Origin of the sequence: Limnohabitans sp. 2KL-3, assembly GCF_001269405.1 — a bacterium.
Classification (GTDB): domain Bacteria; phylum Pseudomonadota; class Gammaproteobacteria; order Burkholderiales; family Burkholderiaceae_C; genus Limnohabitans_A.
This window is the reverse complement of record NZ_CXON01000009.1, coordinates 96,725-111,187: the sequence shown is the minus strand read 5'-3', so window position 1 is coordinate 111,187 and position 14,463 is coordinate 96,725. Positions and strand designations below refer to the sequence as shown.

Genomic DNA, 14,463 nt, shown 5'->3' with positions numbered 1-14,463 from the left:
CAGGGTTGGGTGCTTGTGTTTTTTGGGTCAATTAACCGTAAAAAATATCTATTTTTATTAATGAAATGTTAAATATTGAATTAAATTCAGTCTTTTTGATGGGGTGTTCAGTGAGTTACAAAAGCAAAGTGGCCATGGTTTTGGGGTGCATCGGGCTGGTTTCATGCAGCGCCATTCCTGATGTGACGCATCAAGGTCAACCCACGGGCACCACCGCGCAGTCACGCCACAGTGGTGCGACCCCGTCCTTGGTTTGTGTCGTGCAACCCGGCGACCCCTCCAACGGACAAGAGAAAACGGCCGGAAGTGGCGCTGAAATTGGTCGTCGAATTCAGCAGTCGGTGCAACAAGCGGGATCGAAAACACTGATGATCCAGGGCGGCACGGGGCAGCCCTCGGAAGAGTGCCTGCGCCGAGGGGGCACGCATGTGCTTGAGACCCGAATCGCCCACTACGAAGACAACATGACAGGCTGGTCTGGCAAGCCGGACCGGATCGAGCTTCAGCTGCGCTTGAGCCTGGCATCTGAACCCGCATCGGTCCGGCAAATCAGCTACGAGGCCAAGTCCAATGTGGTGGCCAGTGCCTTCATGGAGTGGGGAAATGCCAAGCCGGTCAGCCTTTTGAAAGGCGATTTTGACCATCTTGTCAGCCGTCTCTTGCGCGATATTCGCTGATCCATCCTTTCTTGGGTCCCTGCAGTCTGGATGGGGTGAGCGCTTTTGAGCTCACCCCTGAAACCGATGGACGACAGCCACGACAGATGAGACCCGAACTTTTCAAAGTTCACAGGGCTGGATCCCTCAGTACAATCGTTGGCACACCCCCCAGGACAAAACCAGGACACAAAACCCGCATTTGGCGCAGTTTTGGATGAAACACCCGGCACTTTGGCTACCACGGATCTGCGCAGGTCAGGCTGATTGACCACGCGGGTCTTGGACATGAACGCATGACTGGGGTCTTGATTTATAAGGACTTTTTTCCATGAGCCTCAAATGCGGCATCGTGGGTTTGCCCAACGTTGGCAAATCCACCCTTTTCAACGCCCTGACCAAAGCCGGCATTGCCGCTGAAAACTACCCCTTTTGCACCATCGAGCCCAATACCGGCGTGGTCGAGGTGCCCGATCCGCGCTTGCAGCAGTTGGCCGACATCATCACACCCGAGCGCATCGTGCCGGCCATTGTGGAGTTTGTCGACATTGCCGGTTTGGTGGCCGGGGCCAGCACGGGCGAAGGCCTGGGCAACAAGTTTTTGGCCCACATCCGCGAGACCGACGCCATCGTCAACGTGGTGCGCTGCTTTGAAGACGACAACGTGATCCACGTCGCCAACAAGGTCGACCCGATTGCCGACATCGAAGTCATTCAGACCGAGTTGTGCCTGGCCGACCTGGCGGCTGTGGAAAAAGCCATCCACCGCGTGAGCAAAATCGCCCGCTCTGGCGACAAGGATGCCGTCAAGCAAATGGCGATCCTGGAAAAGTGCCAAGCGGCTCTGAACGACACCCAGCCGGTGCGTACCATCGACTTCAGCAAAGAAGAACGCGCCGAACTCAAGCAGTTCTTCTTCATCACCGCCAAACCCGCCATGTTTGTGGCCAACGTGTCGGAAGACGGTTTTGAGAACAATCCCTTCCTCGATCGCCTCAAGGCCTTTGCCGCCAAGCAAAACGCGCCCGTGGTGGCCATTTGCGCCAAGATCGAGGCCGAGTTGTCCGAAATGGACGACGCGGACCGCCTCGAATTTTTGAAGGAACTGGGCCAGGATGAGCCTGGCCTGAACCGCCTGATCCGCTCGGCTTACAGCTTGCTGGGCCTGCAAACCTACTTCACCGCAGGCGTGAAAGAAGTGCGTGCCTGGACCATCCATGTGGGCGACACCGGCCCGCAGGCGGCTGGCGTGATCCACACCGACTTTGAAAAAGGCTACATCCGCGCCCAGACCATCGCGTTTGACGACTTCATCACCTTCAAGGGCGAGCAAGGTGCCAAAGACGCGGGCAAGATGCGTGCCGAAGGCAAGGATTACGTCGTGAAAGATGGCGACGTGATGAACTTCTTGTTCAGCTCCTGATGCGGCGTCAAGGCGGTCAGTTCAAAAAACTTTTCACCGCCTGCACCGTCGCCTCGGGGTCCTCTTCGTGGGGCACATGGCCCAAGCCCTGAAAGACCTGGAGTTGGCTGCCTGCGATGTCCTTGTTAAAACCTTGCCCGTGCTCGGGTGGTATCAACCGGTCTTCGCTGCCCCACAAAATCAAGGTGGGTTGGCGCAGCTGAGAAATCTCCCCGGCCAGGGCGGCGTCGCTGCTGCGGTATTGGAAGCGTTTCGTCAAGCTGGCCCGGTTGCCTTCGCGCAGCGTCAACTCGTAGTAGCGATCCACCAGATCGGCGCTCACCCTTTCCGGCTGGCCATAGACGTTGCGCACGCTGGCGGCAATCATGGATCGGGGCAGGACTTTCTGGGTGACTGGCGCCAGCCATGACATCTGGGCCAGTCGAAAACCGATGGGCATGGACTGGGCTTGCAAGGGGTAACCCGTGGCATCGACCAGCACCAGTTGGCGCACACGGGTTGGGTGGGCCAGCGCGGTTTGCCAGGCAATGCCGCCGCCCAGCGAGTTGCCCGCCAGCACGGCTTGGTCGATGTTCAGCAAGTCCAGCAAATCCCGCATGAAGCCGGTGTATCGCGCCATGCTGTAGTCGCCATCGGGTGCGGGGCCGGTCAGCCCGAAGCCGGGCAAATCCATGCGGACCACACGGCGGTGTGGGCTCAACGCGGCCACCCAGCCGTCCCAGGTGTGCAGGCTGGCCGAGGTGCCGTGGATCAACACAATGGGGGTCGGGTCATCGCGTGGCCCCTCGTCGCGAACATGCACCTGCATGCCTTGCAGCGTCACAAAGCGCGATGGCGGTGCGGCCCAGCGTGCTTTGAGGGCGTCCACCGAGCGGTCGGGTGCCCAGCTCCAGGCCAAGACCCCAATGCAGGCCACCAGTAAAGACAAAAACAAAGTCCAAAATGTGTTGGCCATGTGCAAATCTCAGAAAGTGAACAACGGCACACTTGTTGTGTGATGTGCCTTGTTGGTGTGCAAGCGGGGCAAAAGTGCATGCGATAGGGCCCTCAATCGGGCTCAAAGCCTGGCCAGCGGAGAGTGGCTGTCGATGTTGCTCAGCAAGCGCTCGCGCCCTTTGAGCACATGCCGTTCGGCGGTGGTTTTGGCTTTGGCCTTCGAGCCTTTGACGATGGCTTCATACAGTGTGCGGTGCTCGGCATTGGACTGGCGCATGTTGCCCGGCGCATTGAAGTATTCACGCCGAAACAGGTGCATTTCTTTCACATAGTCGTCGTAAGCCGCCTGCGCCCGCCGGTTGTTGGCGAGCTGCAGAACCAGGGCATGGAACTGCAGATTCAACTCGTAATACAGGTTGGGGTTTTCAGTTTCACAGGCATGGTCCATGGCTTGCAGAAGTTCTTCGAATCTGGCTTTGTGACTCTCGGCGATGTGTTCCGTGGCGCGTTCGGCGGCAAAGCCAAACACCAGGGCCCGCAGGTCGTAAAGCTCTAGCATTTCTCGCACCGACATCTGGCGCACAAACACCCCCCGGTTGAGCACGGCCGTGACCAATCCCAAACCTGTGAGCATGCGAATGGCCTCGCGCACAGGGCCACGGCTGGTGCCCATGCGCAGGGCCAAAGCCGCTTCGTTCAGGCGCTCACCGGGTTTGAGCTCACCGCTGTAGATGAGTTGCTTGAGCTGGTCCGCCACAAAAACAGGCAAACCTTGCTCGGGCTTTTCGGGGGCTGCGTTCATGGGCTGAAGGTTGTGCTGTTCAGGGTTGGATGTTGCTGAAAAACGCAGCAGTTGCATGTCCTCATGCTAACTGATGATGTGACAAATCATCCCATTGGCGTCGCCAATGTGTCAACAATTCAGTCAAAGTGTTGACACTTTTTGGGCTGACGTTCACACTTTGTGCGGTCAACAAGTGTCCGTTTTTGATCCGTTCGTGTTTTCCGTTTGGAACTTTTCATGCCGCACCAACCCGCATCTGCTGCGCTGTCGCGTTTTCGAGTGATCGACTTGACCCAAGTCCGCGCTGGCCCCACCGCTTGCCGCCAGCTGGCCGATTGGGGGGCCGATGTGGTGCAGGTGCAAATGCCTGAGCACATGCGAGGTGACGACACGCTGGGTGGGCAAGAGGGCTCGGACTACCAGTACACGCACCGCAACAAGCGCTCGATCACGCTCAACCTGAAAGAGCCCGAGGGCATTGCGCTGCTCAAAGACTTGATCGCCAAGGCCGATGTGGTGGTGGAAAACTTCCGCCCCGACGTCAAGTTCCGCTTGGGCATTGATTATGAGACTCTGAAAAAGGACAACCCTGGCTTGGTGTACGCCAGCATTTCGGGCTTTGGCCAGACCGGGCCTTTGGCCGCACGGCCAGGCTTTGACCAGATCGCACAAGGCATGGGCGGGCTGATGTCGGTCACGGGCATGGCCGAGCAGGGGCCCATGCGCGTGGGCATCCCCATTGCCGATTTGTGCGCGGGCATTTTTGCCGCCCAAGGCATTTTGGTGGCCTTGCTGGAGCGTGAAAAGTCTGGCCAAGGCCAGTGGTTGCACACCTCTTTGCTCGAGTCCATGGTGTACATGATGGATTTCCAGACCTCGCGCTGGCTGATCGACGAAGAAGTGGCCACACAGGCGGGCAACTTCCACCCCACCAGCATCCCCACCGGGGTCTACAAAGCGCGCGACGGCTACATGAACATCGCGGTGTTTGGCTCCAAAATTTGGGAGCGCTTTTGCGATATTTTGGAAGCGCCGCAATGGGTCACCGACCCGCGTTACCACGACAAGCCCAGCCGCTCGGTCAACCGCGACGCGCTCAACGCCGAAATCAACGAACGCTTGGCCAAGCAAGACCGTGCTTATTGGATTGAGCGCTTGAACGATGGCGGGGTGGCCTGTGGCTTGATCAACAGCATGGACGAGGTTTTCAACGAGCCGCAAGTCCAACACTTGAAGATGGTCAAAGAGGTGGTGTCGGTGCACCAAGGGCCGCAGCGTTTGGTGGGCCAGCCGGTGCAACTCGAGCGCACGCCCAGCACCATCGCCCGCGCCGCACCTCGCCGTGGCGAGCACAGCGAAGAAATTTTGGGCGAACTCGGGCTCGATGCCCAGGTGCTTGCCCAACTCAAGTCCAAAGGAGTGTTTTGAATGTCCGAAGTCGTCTACACCTCACCCACCGAGCGGGTCAACACCTGGCTGGACGGCAGCACGCTGTTCATCCAGTTCAACAATGTGGCACGGCACAACGCCTTGTCGGTGGACATGTGGGAAGCCGTGCCTGTGCTGCTGAACCAGGCCGAACACGATCCGCGTGTGCGTTTGGTGGTGTTCTCGGGTGCGGGCGAGAAAGCCTTTGTCTCGGGGGCTGACATTTCTCAGTTTGAAGACATGCGTGCCGCGCGTGAGGCGGTGACCCGCTACGAGCACATGGCCGAGACCGCGCTCATGGGCATCTTCAATTTCCCCAAGCCCACACTGGCCTGCATTCGCGGTTTTTGCATCGGTGGCGGCATCAACGTGGCCATCAGCTGCGACATGCGCATTGCCGCCAGCGATGCGGTGTTCTCTGTGCCCGCCGCTCGACTGGGTCTGGGCTACCGTTACTCGGCCATGAAAAACCTGGTGGACCTGATTGGCCCGGGTGCGGCCAAAGACTTGTTTTTCACGGCTCGAAAAATCAAAGCGCCAGAGGCCCTCAGTCTGGGTTTGGTCACGCGGGTGTGTGCCCCCGAAGCCTTGCCTGAGTTGCTGGCCGAATACACCTCGGCACTGGCTGCCAACGCCCCCCTGACCATTCAGGCGGCCAAGGCCATCACCCGCGAAATCCTCAAGCCCTCGCCCGAGCTGGACATGGACTTGTGCACCCAGCTCATTCGCGGCTGCTTTGACAGCGCCGATTACGCCGAAGGCCGCAAAGCCTTCATGGAAAAACGCCAACCCGTCTTCAAAGGCGAATGAGGTCTCACATGAAATCGTATTGGATGAACATCTCTGAAGGCCAAGCCAGCATGGTGCTGCGCGAGGTGGACAGGCCGGTGCCCGGCGCAGGCCAGGTGCTGGTCAAGATGCATGCCGCCTCCCTGAACCGGGGTGAGTTAATCGTGGGCCACGGTCTGCATGGCCAGGGCGGCAGCAAGCCTGCAGGCATGGAAGGGGCGGGACAAATCGTTCAGCTGGGCAGTGATGCCGGGGCCTGGCAAGTCGGTGATCGTGTCATGGGCCGCTGCCCGGGGGCGTTTGCCGAATATGCCTTGATGGATGTGCGCGAAATCATGCGTGTGCCGGACAACTTGAGTTTTGAGCAAGCCGCATCGATTCCGCTCACGTTTTTGGTGACCTATGACCTCTTGGTTTTGCAAGGTCATTTGCAAGCCGGGCAATGGCTGTTGGTCAATGGTGTGTCTTCTGGTGTGGGGGTGGCCAGCCTGCAAATGGCCAAGGTGCTGGGGGCCAAGGTGATGGGCACCTCAGGCTCGCAGGCCAAGCTCGATCAATTGAAACCACTTGGCTTGGATCTGGGCTTGTGCACACGCGGGGCCGATTTTCACCAGGCCGTGTTGCAGGCCACCGATCAACAAGGCGTCAACCTGGTGGTGAACACCGTGGGCGGCACGGTGTTTGCCGAAAACATGCGCTGCATGGCCTTTCAAGGGCGCATGGGTTTTGTGGGGTATGTGGACGGCACGCTCAACGCCAACATTGACCTGCAAGCGCTGCACGCCAAACGCTTGTGCTTGTTTGGGGTGTCCAACAAGTTGAGAACACCGGCTCAGCGAGCGGACGGCATTGCGCAGTTTGCCGCGCAGATTTTGCCGGCCTTTGCCGATGGGCGCATCCAGCCCTTGATCGACCGCGTGTTTGAGTTTGACCAGCTGGAGGCGGCTAAGCTGCACATGGAAAGCAACCAACACACGGGCAAGATCGTCTTGCGCATTGCCAGCAGCGCCTGAGACCGCGCTCAGGCCAATGCCCATTTTGAAGCCATGGAGACAACAGCATGAACAAAAGAATCCTGATTTCCGCCTTGGTCCTGTCCTGTGTGACCTGGAGTGCGCAAGCGCAGGGGACGGCTTACCCGAACAAGCCCGTGCGTTTGGTGGTGGGCTTTGCGCCCGGTGGTGCGGCCGACTATGTGGCCCGCGCCATGAGCGACGCCATGGGCAAATCTTTGGGCCAAACGGTGATCGTGGAAAACCGGGCAGGTGCCGGCTCCAGCATCGCGGCCGAAAACGTGGCCAAGTCGGCAGCCGATGGCTACAGTGTGTTGCTGGCCAGTCCCAGCAGCATTTCGGTCAATCCGGCTTTGAATCCCAAGCTCAACTACACACCCAAAGACCTGGTGCCGGTGACCAAGGTGACCACGTCGCCCCTGGTCATTGCCGTCAACCCCGGCATCGGCATCAATTCGGTGCAAGAGTTGATCGCCCGCGCCAAACAGGCCCCAGGCAAGATCAATTACGCCACGTCGGGCAATGGCTCGGCACCGCATTTGGGCGCCGCTTTGTTCACCCAATTGACCGGGGTCGAGATGGTGCACATCCCGTTTCGGGGGGGCAGTCCAGCCATTCAGTCGGTCATAGCGGGCGACACCCAGGTCACCTTTGGCACACCGCCTTCGGTTTTGCCCATGATCCAAGCGGGTCGTTTGAAAGGCTTGGCCGTCAGTACCAAGAACAGCACGCCATTGGTGCCCGGCTTGCCGGGCATGCAGGAAGCCCGATTGCCTGAATACGGGATTGAGTTTTGGTATGGCTTGTTTGTGCCGGTGGGCACGCCACCTGCCGTGATCAAAAAGATTTTTGATGCAGCACAAACCGCCATGGCCCAGCCTGCTGTGAAAGCGGCTTTGGCCCGCGAAGGCACCGATGTTGCTGTGTCCACTTCGCCAGAACACTTCGGGACCTTCTTGACCGAAGATGCCAAATTTTGGGTGAATCTGGTCAAGAGCGCCGGCGTCAAACTCGATTGAAACACTGGAGTTGTCATGCTTGAAAACGGAATATTGAAAATCGAGTCGATGCAGGCTCGTTGTACACCCGAAGAGTGGCAGGCGCGTGTCGATCTGGCGGCTTGCTACCGGCTGGTGGCCATTTATGGCATGTCGGACATGATGGCCAACCACATCTCGTCGCGAGTGCCGGGCGAGGAGGGCGCTTTTCTCATCAACGCCTACGGCATGATGTACGAAGAGATCACAGCGTCGAGCTTGATCAAGATTGATCACGACGGCAACATCTTGGCCAAGCCCGATTTTGGTGACTTGAACTACGGCATCAACAAGGCCGGTTATGTGATCCACAGCGCGGTGCACTCGGCTCGTCCCGAGGTGGACTGCGTCATTCACACCCACAGCTGGGCCTCCATGGCGGTGTCCTCGCTCGAATGTGGCCTCTTGCCGATCACGCAAACGGCCATGCGCTTTTTGAAGATTGGCTACCACGACTACCAGGGTGTGGTGCTCGATCTGGCCGAACAGGCGTCCTTGGTCCAAGACCTGGGGCAGGGGGAGGCGCTCATCTTGCGCAACCACGGGGCCTTGACGGTCGGCCGCAGCGTGGGCGAGGCCTTCAACTGGATGCACCGCTTGGAGCTGGCTTGCCACGCTCAACTGGCGGCCATGGCCTGCAACACGCCCTTCGTGAAAGTGGCCCCTGAGGTGCTGGAAGAAACCTGGAACAACTACCAGCCCAGCACGCGCAGGCCTTACGGTTTGATGGAGTGGCCCGCCTTGCTGCGCAAACTCGACCGCATGGACCCCAGTTACAAGACCTGAGGTTTGTTTTGCCCCAGGGCTGTGATCACCATTGTTGAATAAACGGAGACACCCATGAAACTCAAAGCCATGACCTTGTTGGGCTGCCTGACGCTTGTGGCGTGGGTTGGAGCGCCGTTGGCCCAGGCGCAAACCTATCCCCAAAAGCCGGTCAAAGTCGTGGTGGCCTTTACCGCTGGGGGCACCACGGACATCCTGGCCCGCACCGTGGCGCAGCAATTGTCTGAAAAGCTCAAGCAGCCTTTTGTGATTGACAACAAGCCCGGCGCAGGGGGCAACTTGGGTACCGAAATGGTGGTGCGTGCAGCGCCCGATGGCTACACCCTGATTGTCAATTCGGTGGGACCGATTGCGGTCAATCCTTCGCTGTATGCCAAGCTCCCCTACAACCCCCTGACCGATCTGGTGCCCATGGTGCAAATTGCCGATGTGCCCAATGTGCTGGTGATTCACCCGTCGGTGCCCGCACAAAACATGGAAGAGTTGGTCGCCTACGCCAAAGCCAACCCGGGCAAGCTCAACTACGGCTCGACCGGCATTGGCACCTCCTCGCATTTGTCGAGTTTCATGTTGGCCAAACGGGTGGGTTTTGAGGCCACCCACATTCCCTACAAAGGGGCAGATGCCTTGAAGGACCTTTTGGCCGGGCGCATCCAGTTCATGTTTGCCACCATCCCGTCGGTCATGCCGCACATCACGGCGGGCAAACTCAAGCCCATGGCGGTCAGCTCGCTCAAGCGCTCCCGTTCCATGCCCGATGTGCCCACCGTGGTCGAAAAAGGTTTTCCCAACTTCGAGGCGGGTTCGTGGTTTGGTTTTTTTGCACCCAAAGGCACGCCCGAATCGGTGATCAACTTGGTCAACAAGGCGGTCAACGAGGTCCTGCAAGTGCCCGCGATCGAGCAGCAAATGGTGGCGCAAGGGGCTGACCCTGCAGGTGGCACCCCCGCGCAGTTTGGACAGTTTGTGCAGCGCGAACACGACAAGTGGCGCTTGATTGTGCGTGACTCGGGTGCGCGGGCCGAATGAACGCCCCCATACGCCCCCTGCGCTTGCTGATGTCGCAGCCAAGCATCGATCAGTTGGGGCCGGCCATCTCAGCGCTCATGGGCCCGCGACCCCATGAGTTGCTGGCGCTGGACACGGCGGTGGCCACGCAGCGCACCGATGCCGATGTGGCCTTCATCTCGCGTGAAGTCACTGGCACCTCGACCAAGCACCAAATTCACCCCGCCTTGCAGCGGGTGTATGACTTGCTGCGCCAATCGCCGGGTTTGAAGTGGGTGCACATCCACTCGGCAGGGGCTGACCGGCAGATCTATCTGGACTTGAAGGCCCGGGGGGTGCAAATTGCCACCTCGTCCGGGGCCAATGCGCAGGTGGTGGCCACCGTGGCCTTGGCGGGCTTGTTGGCTTTGGCCCGGCGTTTTCCGGGTTTGTGGGCCGAGCAACAAGCACGCCAGTGGATCCCGCTGCTCGGTGAACGCATGCCGCGCGACTTGCTAGGCCAAACCGCCACCCTTGTGGGCTGGGGACCGATTGGTCAAAAGTTGGGCAGTTTGCTGCAGGCTTTGGGCTTGCATGTGGTGGCCGTGCGCCAGCACGCCGCATCACCTTGTCAGGCCACGCCCGATGCGGTCGAGCATGTCACATTTGAGCGCTTGCATGAGGTGCTGCCCCGCACCGATTGGCTGATTTTGGCCTGCCCCTTGACCGACAAGACCCGTCAATTGGTCAATGCGCACACCTTGGCCGCCTTGCCAGCGGGTGCTCACCTGATCAATGTGGCGCGAGGTGAGGTGGTGGATGAGCAAGCTTTGGTGTCCGCCCTGCAAAGTGGCCATTTGGGCGGTGCTTTTCTGGATGTGTTTGCGCACGAACCCTTGCCAACAGACTCCCCTTTGTGGGCCATGCCCCAGGTCATGGTCACGCCCCACGCGGCGGGTCATTCGGATGGCAACGAACAGCGCGTTCGTCAGATGTTTTTGGACAATCTGCGGCGCTACACGGCCGGGCAGTCTTTGTTGAACGTTGTGAGCTGAGTTGGGGATTCACTTGACAGCAGCAGCGTTGGTTTTGAGCCAGCAGGCCGACTGGCCAACTGGCAAGGCTCGCTCGGCCAAGCCTGGTCAATGCCAGGGAAACACCCAAAGCAACAAGGCGGTCATGACCAGGTAGCGCAAGAATTTGCCGATGGCCATGTACAAGGTGCAAGGCCAAAAAGGCATCTTCAGCCAGCCAGCCACCGCGCACAAGGGGTCGCCCACCACCGGCAACCAACTCAGTAAACAGGCTTTAGGGCCCAGTTTTTCGAGCCAAGACAGGGCTCGGAGGTGCCCTGGCGTGTCGCGCCAGCGCTTCATGGCGTGCAAGGTGCCTCGGCCCATCCACCAGCTGAGCATGCCACCCAAGGTGTTGCCCGCCGTGGCGACCACCACCGCAGGCCAAAACAGTTCAGGGTTGAGTTTGACCAGCCCAAAAACAACGGGTTCAGAACCCATGGGCAACAAAGTGGCCGAGATGAAGGCCACCACAAACACCGTACTCAAACCGTGTTGCGGCAAAGCCAGCCATTGCAAGAGGTGATTCAACCAAACATCCATCGGGTCAGTGTAGCGGTGTCCGGTTTTGTGGTTTTTTTCCGGGTTACCCGAGGCCCTGAGGTCATGGAACAGTGGAAACGAAGACTGAATCGAATGAATACTTCAAATATAACAAATTGAATAAATGCAAGTTTTCTTTGGACATCAAAAAACAGGAAATATAAAATCTAATAACTGATCTTGAGGTGACAATAGATTCAAAAGGGAGCATGCCGATGAGGGAAAACAAAAACAAACGCCAAAATGTCTGGCGATGGACGCTGTTGGCATGCGCCATTCACGCCTCGTGTGCAGCAGCGGCCACGGGCAATGAGTTTTTGGACATGTCTTTGGAGGAGTTGGTCGATTACCGGCTCATGTCCATGTCGCGCAAAGAGCAGCGTGTGGCCGACATGGCGGCAGCCGCCTATGTGATCTCGGCAGAAGAAATTCGGCGCTCCGGTGCGCAATCCATCCCTGAAGCCTTGCGTTTGGTGCCGGGCCTGAACGTGGCGCAAATGGCGCGAAACCGTTGGGCAGTCAGCTCTCGCGGGTTCAATGAGCGTTTTTCCAGCAAATTGTTGGTGCAAGTCGACGGCCGCAGCGTTTATTCCCCCTTGTTTTCTGGCGTGTTGTGGGAAACGCAAGACCTGATCATGGACGACATCGAACGGATTGAAGTCATCCGTGGCCCAGGCGCAGCCTTGTGGGGCACCAACGCCATGAATGGCGTCATTAACATCGTCACGCGTTCGGCCAGTGCCAGCCAGGGCCAACGGGTCAGTGCTGTGCTGGGCAATGGTCAAACGGCCTCGGCCTCGCTGACTCAGGGTGGCGAGTTGACCCAAGGCGGGCACTACAAGGTGTATGGCAAAGCAAGCAGCATGGGGGGGTCTTTGGAGCGCGACACGGGTTTGACGGGTGTCGATGCGGCCAAGGGGCAGCGCTTGGGCATCCGGCTTGAGCCCAAGCTTGACGGTGGCTCTTTGAGCCTCAAGGCCGAGGTGTACCAAGACCGGTCGCACGATTACTGGGGCACGCCTTCGGTTTTGGCTTTGAGCGACCCGGCCACCCCATTTGCGCGTGACAGCCTCATGAACGAACGTGCCCAGGGCGGGGCCTTGCAAGCGCGTTATGCCTGGAAAGGCAGTGCCGGGGCCGAGAATGTCTTGCAAGCGTCGATTGACCGAGACCGGTCGATTCATGAGGGGCTTTGGGGCTCAGGTGCAGGCACTTCAATGCCCTTGGCAGAGTTGCCTCGATTTATGGACATGGGGGGCAGCAAAACAGATGCCGATGTGGACTTTCAGCAGCGTCAAATTTGGGGTGACCATGATTTCATTTGGGGACTGAACCTGCGCTACACCTCGGACAAGCTGATCTTGCCCACCTCGCCCTATCTTTTGCTGGATGGCGAAAGCCATCGACTGAGTTACAGCGCTTTTGTGCATGACGAAATCACCTTGGTGCCCGAACGCTTCAAGCTGATCGTGGGCTCCAAGTTCGAAAAAGATGGTTTGACGGGGTTCAACATCCAGCCCAATGTGCGCATGCTCTACACGCCGGGACAGAACGAAGCCTATTGGGGGGCTTTGTCGCGTTCGGTGCGTTCGTCGCGCCGCACCGAGAGCCTGGCCACGATTGACATCAGTGCTGCGGATGCTGCCAGTTTCAATGGCGTGACGGGCTTGAACCTGCCGGCCCAGATGCTCACGGCCATCACTCAGATCTCGCCGCGTGCGCAGGCGGGCTTAAAAGCCGAGCAGGCACTCAGTCTGGAGGGCGGTTGGCGCAAACAATTCTCCAATTTCCTGAGCGTCGACGTCTCTTTGTTTGCGTCCGATTACAGCCATTTGCGTGGTGCCCGCATGAACAGCCAACCGGTGGTGGGTTTGCCCGAGGCCCTGGGTTGCTTGGCGGTTTATGGTCCGGGCATGTGCTACTACACCATGTCTGGCTACAACACCAACCTGGACAAGGCCCGTTCATGGGGTGGGGAGCTGTCTCTGGAATGGCATCCCCGTGCCTGGTGGAAGGTGCAGGGCTCTTACAGCCTGTTGCGTGTCAAAGGGAAAATGTCTGGCGACTTCTTGGGTGATATCCAGGTCCGGGCCTTTGAAAACAGTGCGCCACGTCACCAGATTTTGCTGCGCAACAACTTCAACCTCGCCAGCGATCTGAACTTGGACGTGCGCCTGCGCTACAACTCGGGGACGGCCCACTACACCCTCAACACCGACACGCCCACCCCCTTGCCTGGCTATACCGGCCTGGACATGCGACTGGCATGGCAAGTCAACCGCAGCACCGAACTGTCCTTGATGGGGCGCAACCTGCTCAAAGACCGTCACACCGAATTCATCAACATTTTCCCCGTGACCCGGGCGTATGACGTACAGCGCAGCGCTCTGGTTCAAGCGGTGGTTCGTTTTTGAAGGACATGACCATGACCTTTCAAAAAATGAACCGTCTCGCGTGCCTGCGACAAGTCTCTGTGCAGGTGGGGCAAGGCCTTCGCTGGGGTGCCATGTTGTGGTGCTGTTTGTCCTCTTGGACGGCTGCAGCCCAGCCCGCAGGGCAAACGGTGGACCGCATCAAAGCCGCTTATGTGTTCAACTTCGCCAAGTTTGTCGAGTTGCCCGCCTCCGAAGACAAAATTCTTCGGATGTGTGTCATGGGTCGCGATGACCTGAATGGGGCCATGCTCAGCTTGAATCGCCGCGTGGCTCAGGGCCGCGAAATCATGGTCCGCAAGGATGTGGCCATCGAGCAGGCCAAGGAGTGCAGCATGGTCTTTGTGGGCGAGAGTGATGCACGACTTTTGCCTTTGTTGGTGCGGCAATTGGGCTCAGCTTCGGTGCTTTTGGTCAGCGACGCCCGCCAAGCCATGGACCAGGGTGCGCACCTGTCCATGGTTTTCAACGACGATCGGGTGGAGTTTGATGTGAACCTGCTGAACTTGCAAAAATCCAGCATCAAAGCCAGCAGCCAGATGCTCAAGTTGGCCCGCGTGGTCGTTCGATAAGGGC

Annotated in this window: 14 protein-coding genes; 11 read left to right on the top strand and 3 right to left on the bottom strand. The window is 58.7% G+C overall.

The window, feature by feature from the left end; all coding sequences use genetic code 11:
- Positions 1–110 precede the first annotated feature (110 nt).
- Together AMM41_RS12925 and ychF are read left to right on the top strand one after the other, a co-directional pair.
- Complete coding sequence (locus AMM41_RS12925; RefSeq protein ID WP_089959003.1) at positions 111–677, top strand: DUF4823 domain-containing protein; 567 nt, start codon at positions 111–113, stop codon at positions 675–677.
- Positions 678–987: 310 nt separating this feature from the next.
- Positions 988–2,079: a redox-regulated ATPase YchF gene (gene ychF / locus AMM41_RS12920; RefSeq protein WP_089958998.1), complete on the top strand. Its 1,092-nt coding sequence runs from the start codon at positions 988–990 to the stop codon at positions 2,077–2,079.
- Between the two features lie 16 nt (positions 2,080–2,095).
- Here ychF and AMM41_RS12915 read toward each other — a convergent pair whose 3' ends face one another.
- Both AMM41_RS12915 and AMM41_RS12910 read right to left on the bottom strand, forming a co-directional pair.
- Positions 2,096–3,034 (bottom strand): alpha/beta fold hydrolase, encoded by a 939-nt coding sequence (locus AMM41_RS12915; RefSeq protein WP_089958995.1) that lies wholly within the window; start codon positions 3,032–3,034, stop codon positions 2,096–2,098.
- Between the two features lie 102 nt (positions 3,035–3,136).
- Positions 3,137–3,817, bottom strand: coding sequence for a GntR family transcriptional regulator (locus AMM41_RS12910; protein ID WP_089959158.1), 681 nt, complete (start codon positions 3,815–3,817; stop codon positions 3,137–3,139).
- Between the two features lie 219 nt (positions 3,818–4,036).
- On the opposite strand from AMM41_RS12910, the gene AMM41_RS12905 reads away from it, so the two are divergent.
- From AMM41_RS12905 to AMM41_RS12875, 7 genes are read left to right on the top strand one after another with little or no spacing between them, the layout of a single operon-like run.
- Positions 4,037–5,227, top strand: coding sequence for a CaiB/BaiF CoA transferase family protein (locus AMM41_RS12905; protein ID WP_089958992.1), 1,191 nt, complete (start codon positions 4,037–4,039; stop codon positions 5,225–5,227).
- Positions 5,228–6,037, top strand: coding sequence for an enoyl-CoA hydratase (locus AMM41_RS12900; RefSeq protein ID WP_089958987.1), 810 nt, complete (start codon positions 5,228–5,230; stop codon positions 6,035–6,037). It abuts the gene before it with no gap.
- A gap of 8 nt (positions 6,038–6,045) precedes the next feature.
- Positions 6,046–7,029: a zinc-binding dehydrogenase gene (locus tag AMM41_RS12895; RefSeq protein ID WP_228769264.1), complete on the top strand. Its 984-nt coding sequence runs from the start codon at positions 6,046–6,048 to the stop codon at positions 7,027–7,029.
- Between the two features lie 47 nt (positions 7,030–7,076).
- Positions 7,077–8,048 carry a Bug family tripartite tricarboxylate transporter substrate binding protein gene (locus AMM41_RS12890; protein WP_089958980.1) on the top strand — a complete coding sequence of 324 codons (972 nt, stop codon included), beginning with the start codon at positions 7,077–7,079 and terminating at the stop codon, positions 8,046–8,048.
- Between the two features lie 15 nt (positions 8,049–8,063).
- The gene (locus AMM41_RS12885) at positions 8,064–8,852 is read left to right on the top strand and encodes a class II aldolase/adducin family protein (protein WP_089958976.1); all 789 of its coding nucleotides are present in this window, start codon (positions 8,064–8,066) and stop codon (positions 8,850–8,852) included.
- Between the two features lie 54 nt (positions 8,853–8,906).
- Positions 8,907–9,881, top strand: a complete 975-nt coding sequence (locus AMM41_RS12880) for a Bug family tripartite tricarboxylate transporter substrate binding protein (RefSeq protein ID WP_228769263.1) — start codon at positions 8,907–8,909, stop codon at positions 9,879–9,881.
- A gap of 29 nt (positions 9,882–9,910) precedes the next feature.
- Positions 9,911–10,894, top strand: a complete 984-nt coding sequence (locus tag AMM41_RS12875) for a D-2-hydroxyacid dehydrogenase (protein WP_089959154.1) — start codon at positions 9,911–9,913, stop codon at positions 10,892–10,894.
- 87 nt (positions 10,895–10,981) lie between these two features.
- Here AMM41_RS12875 and AMM41_RS12870 read toward each other — a convergent pair whose 3' ends face one another.
- Complete coding sequence (locus AMM41_RS12870; RefSeq protein WP_089958972.1) at positions 10,982–11,455, bottom strand: YqaA family protein; 474 nt, start codon at positions 11,453–11,455, stop codon at positions 10,982–10,984.
- A gap of 215 nt (positions 11,456–11,670) precedes the next feature.
- Here AMM41_RS12870 and AMM41_RS22265 point away from each other — a divergent pair, with 215 nt between their 5' ends.
- On the top strand, positions 11,671–13,869 hold the full coding sequence (locus tag AMM41_RS22265; RefSeq protein ID WP_194944779.1) for a TonB-dependent receptor plug domain-containing protein: 2,199 nt from the start codon (positions 11,671–11,673) through the stop codon (positions 13,867–13,869).
- Positions 13,870–13,880: 11 nt separating this feature from the next.
- Complete coding sequence (locus AMM41_RS12860) at positions 13,881–14,459, top strand: YfiR family protein (RefSeq protein WP_194944778.1); 579 nt, start codon at positions 13,881–13,883, stop codon at positions 14,457–14,459.
- Positions 14,460–14,463: the final 4 nt, after the last annotated feature.

Excerpts from the sequence above, each read along its gene's own strand:
- ychF (WP_089958998.1), top strand. The coding sequence starts at position 988 with ATGAGCCTCAAATGCGGCATCGTGGGTTTGCCCAACGTTGGCAAATCC.
- AMM41_RS12915 (WP_089958995.1), bottom strand. The coding sequence starts at position 3,034 with ATGGCCAACACATTTTGGACTTTGTTTTTGTCTTTACTGGTGGCCTGC.
- AMM41_RS12910 (WP_089959158.1), bottom strand. The coding sequence starts at position 3,817 with ATGAACGCAGCCCCCGAAAAGCCCGAGCAAGGTTTGCCTGTTTTTGTG.
- AMM41_RS12905 (WP_089958992.1), top strand. The coding sequence starts at position 4,037 with ATGCCGCACCAACCCGCATCTGCTGCGCTGTCGCGTTTTCGAGTGATC.
- AMM41_RS12900 (WP_089958987.1), top strand. The coding sequence starts at position 5,228 with ATGTCCGAAGTCGTCTACACCTCACCCACCGAGCGGGTCAACACCTGG.
- AMM41_RS12895 (WP_228769264.1), top strand. The coding sequence starts at position 6,046 with ATGAAATCGTATTGGATGAACATCTCTGAAGGCCAAGCCAGCATGGTG.
- AMM41_RS12890 (WP_089958980.1), top strand. The coding sequence starts at position 7,077 with ATGAACAAAAGAATCCTGATTTCCGCCTTGGTCCTGTCCTGTGTGACC.
- AMM41_RS12885 (WP_089958976.1), top strand. The coding sequence starts at position 8,064 with ATGCTTGAAAACGGAATATTGAAAATCGAGTCGATGCAGGCTCGTTGT.
- AMM41_RS12880 (WP_228769263.1), top strand. The coding sequence starts at position 8,907 with ATGAAACTCAAAGCCATGACCTTGTTGGGCTGCCTGACGCTTGTGGCG.
- AMM41_RS12875 (WP_089959154.1), top strand. The coding sequence starts at position 9,911 with ATGTCGCAGCCAAGCATCGATCAGTTGGGGCCGGCCATCTCAGCGCTC.
- AMM41_RS12870 (WP_089958972.1), bottom strand. The coding sequence starts at position 11,455 with ATGGATGTTTGGTTGAATCACCTCTTGCAATGGCTGGCTTTGCCGCAA.
- AMM41_RS22265 (WP_194944779.1), top strand. The coding sequence starts at position 11,671 with ATGAGGGAAAACAAAAACAAACGCCAAAATGTCTGGCGATGGACGCTG.
- AMM41_RS12860 (WP_194944778.1), top strand. The coding sequence starts at position 13,881 with ATGACCTTTCAAAAAATGAACCGTCTCGCGTGCCTGCGACAAGTCTCT.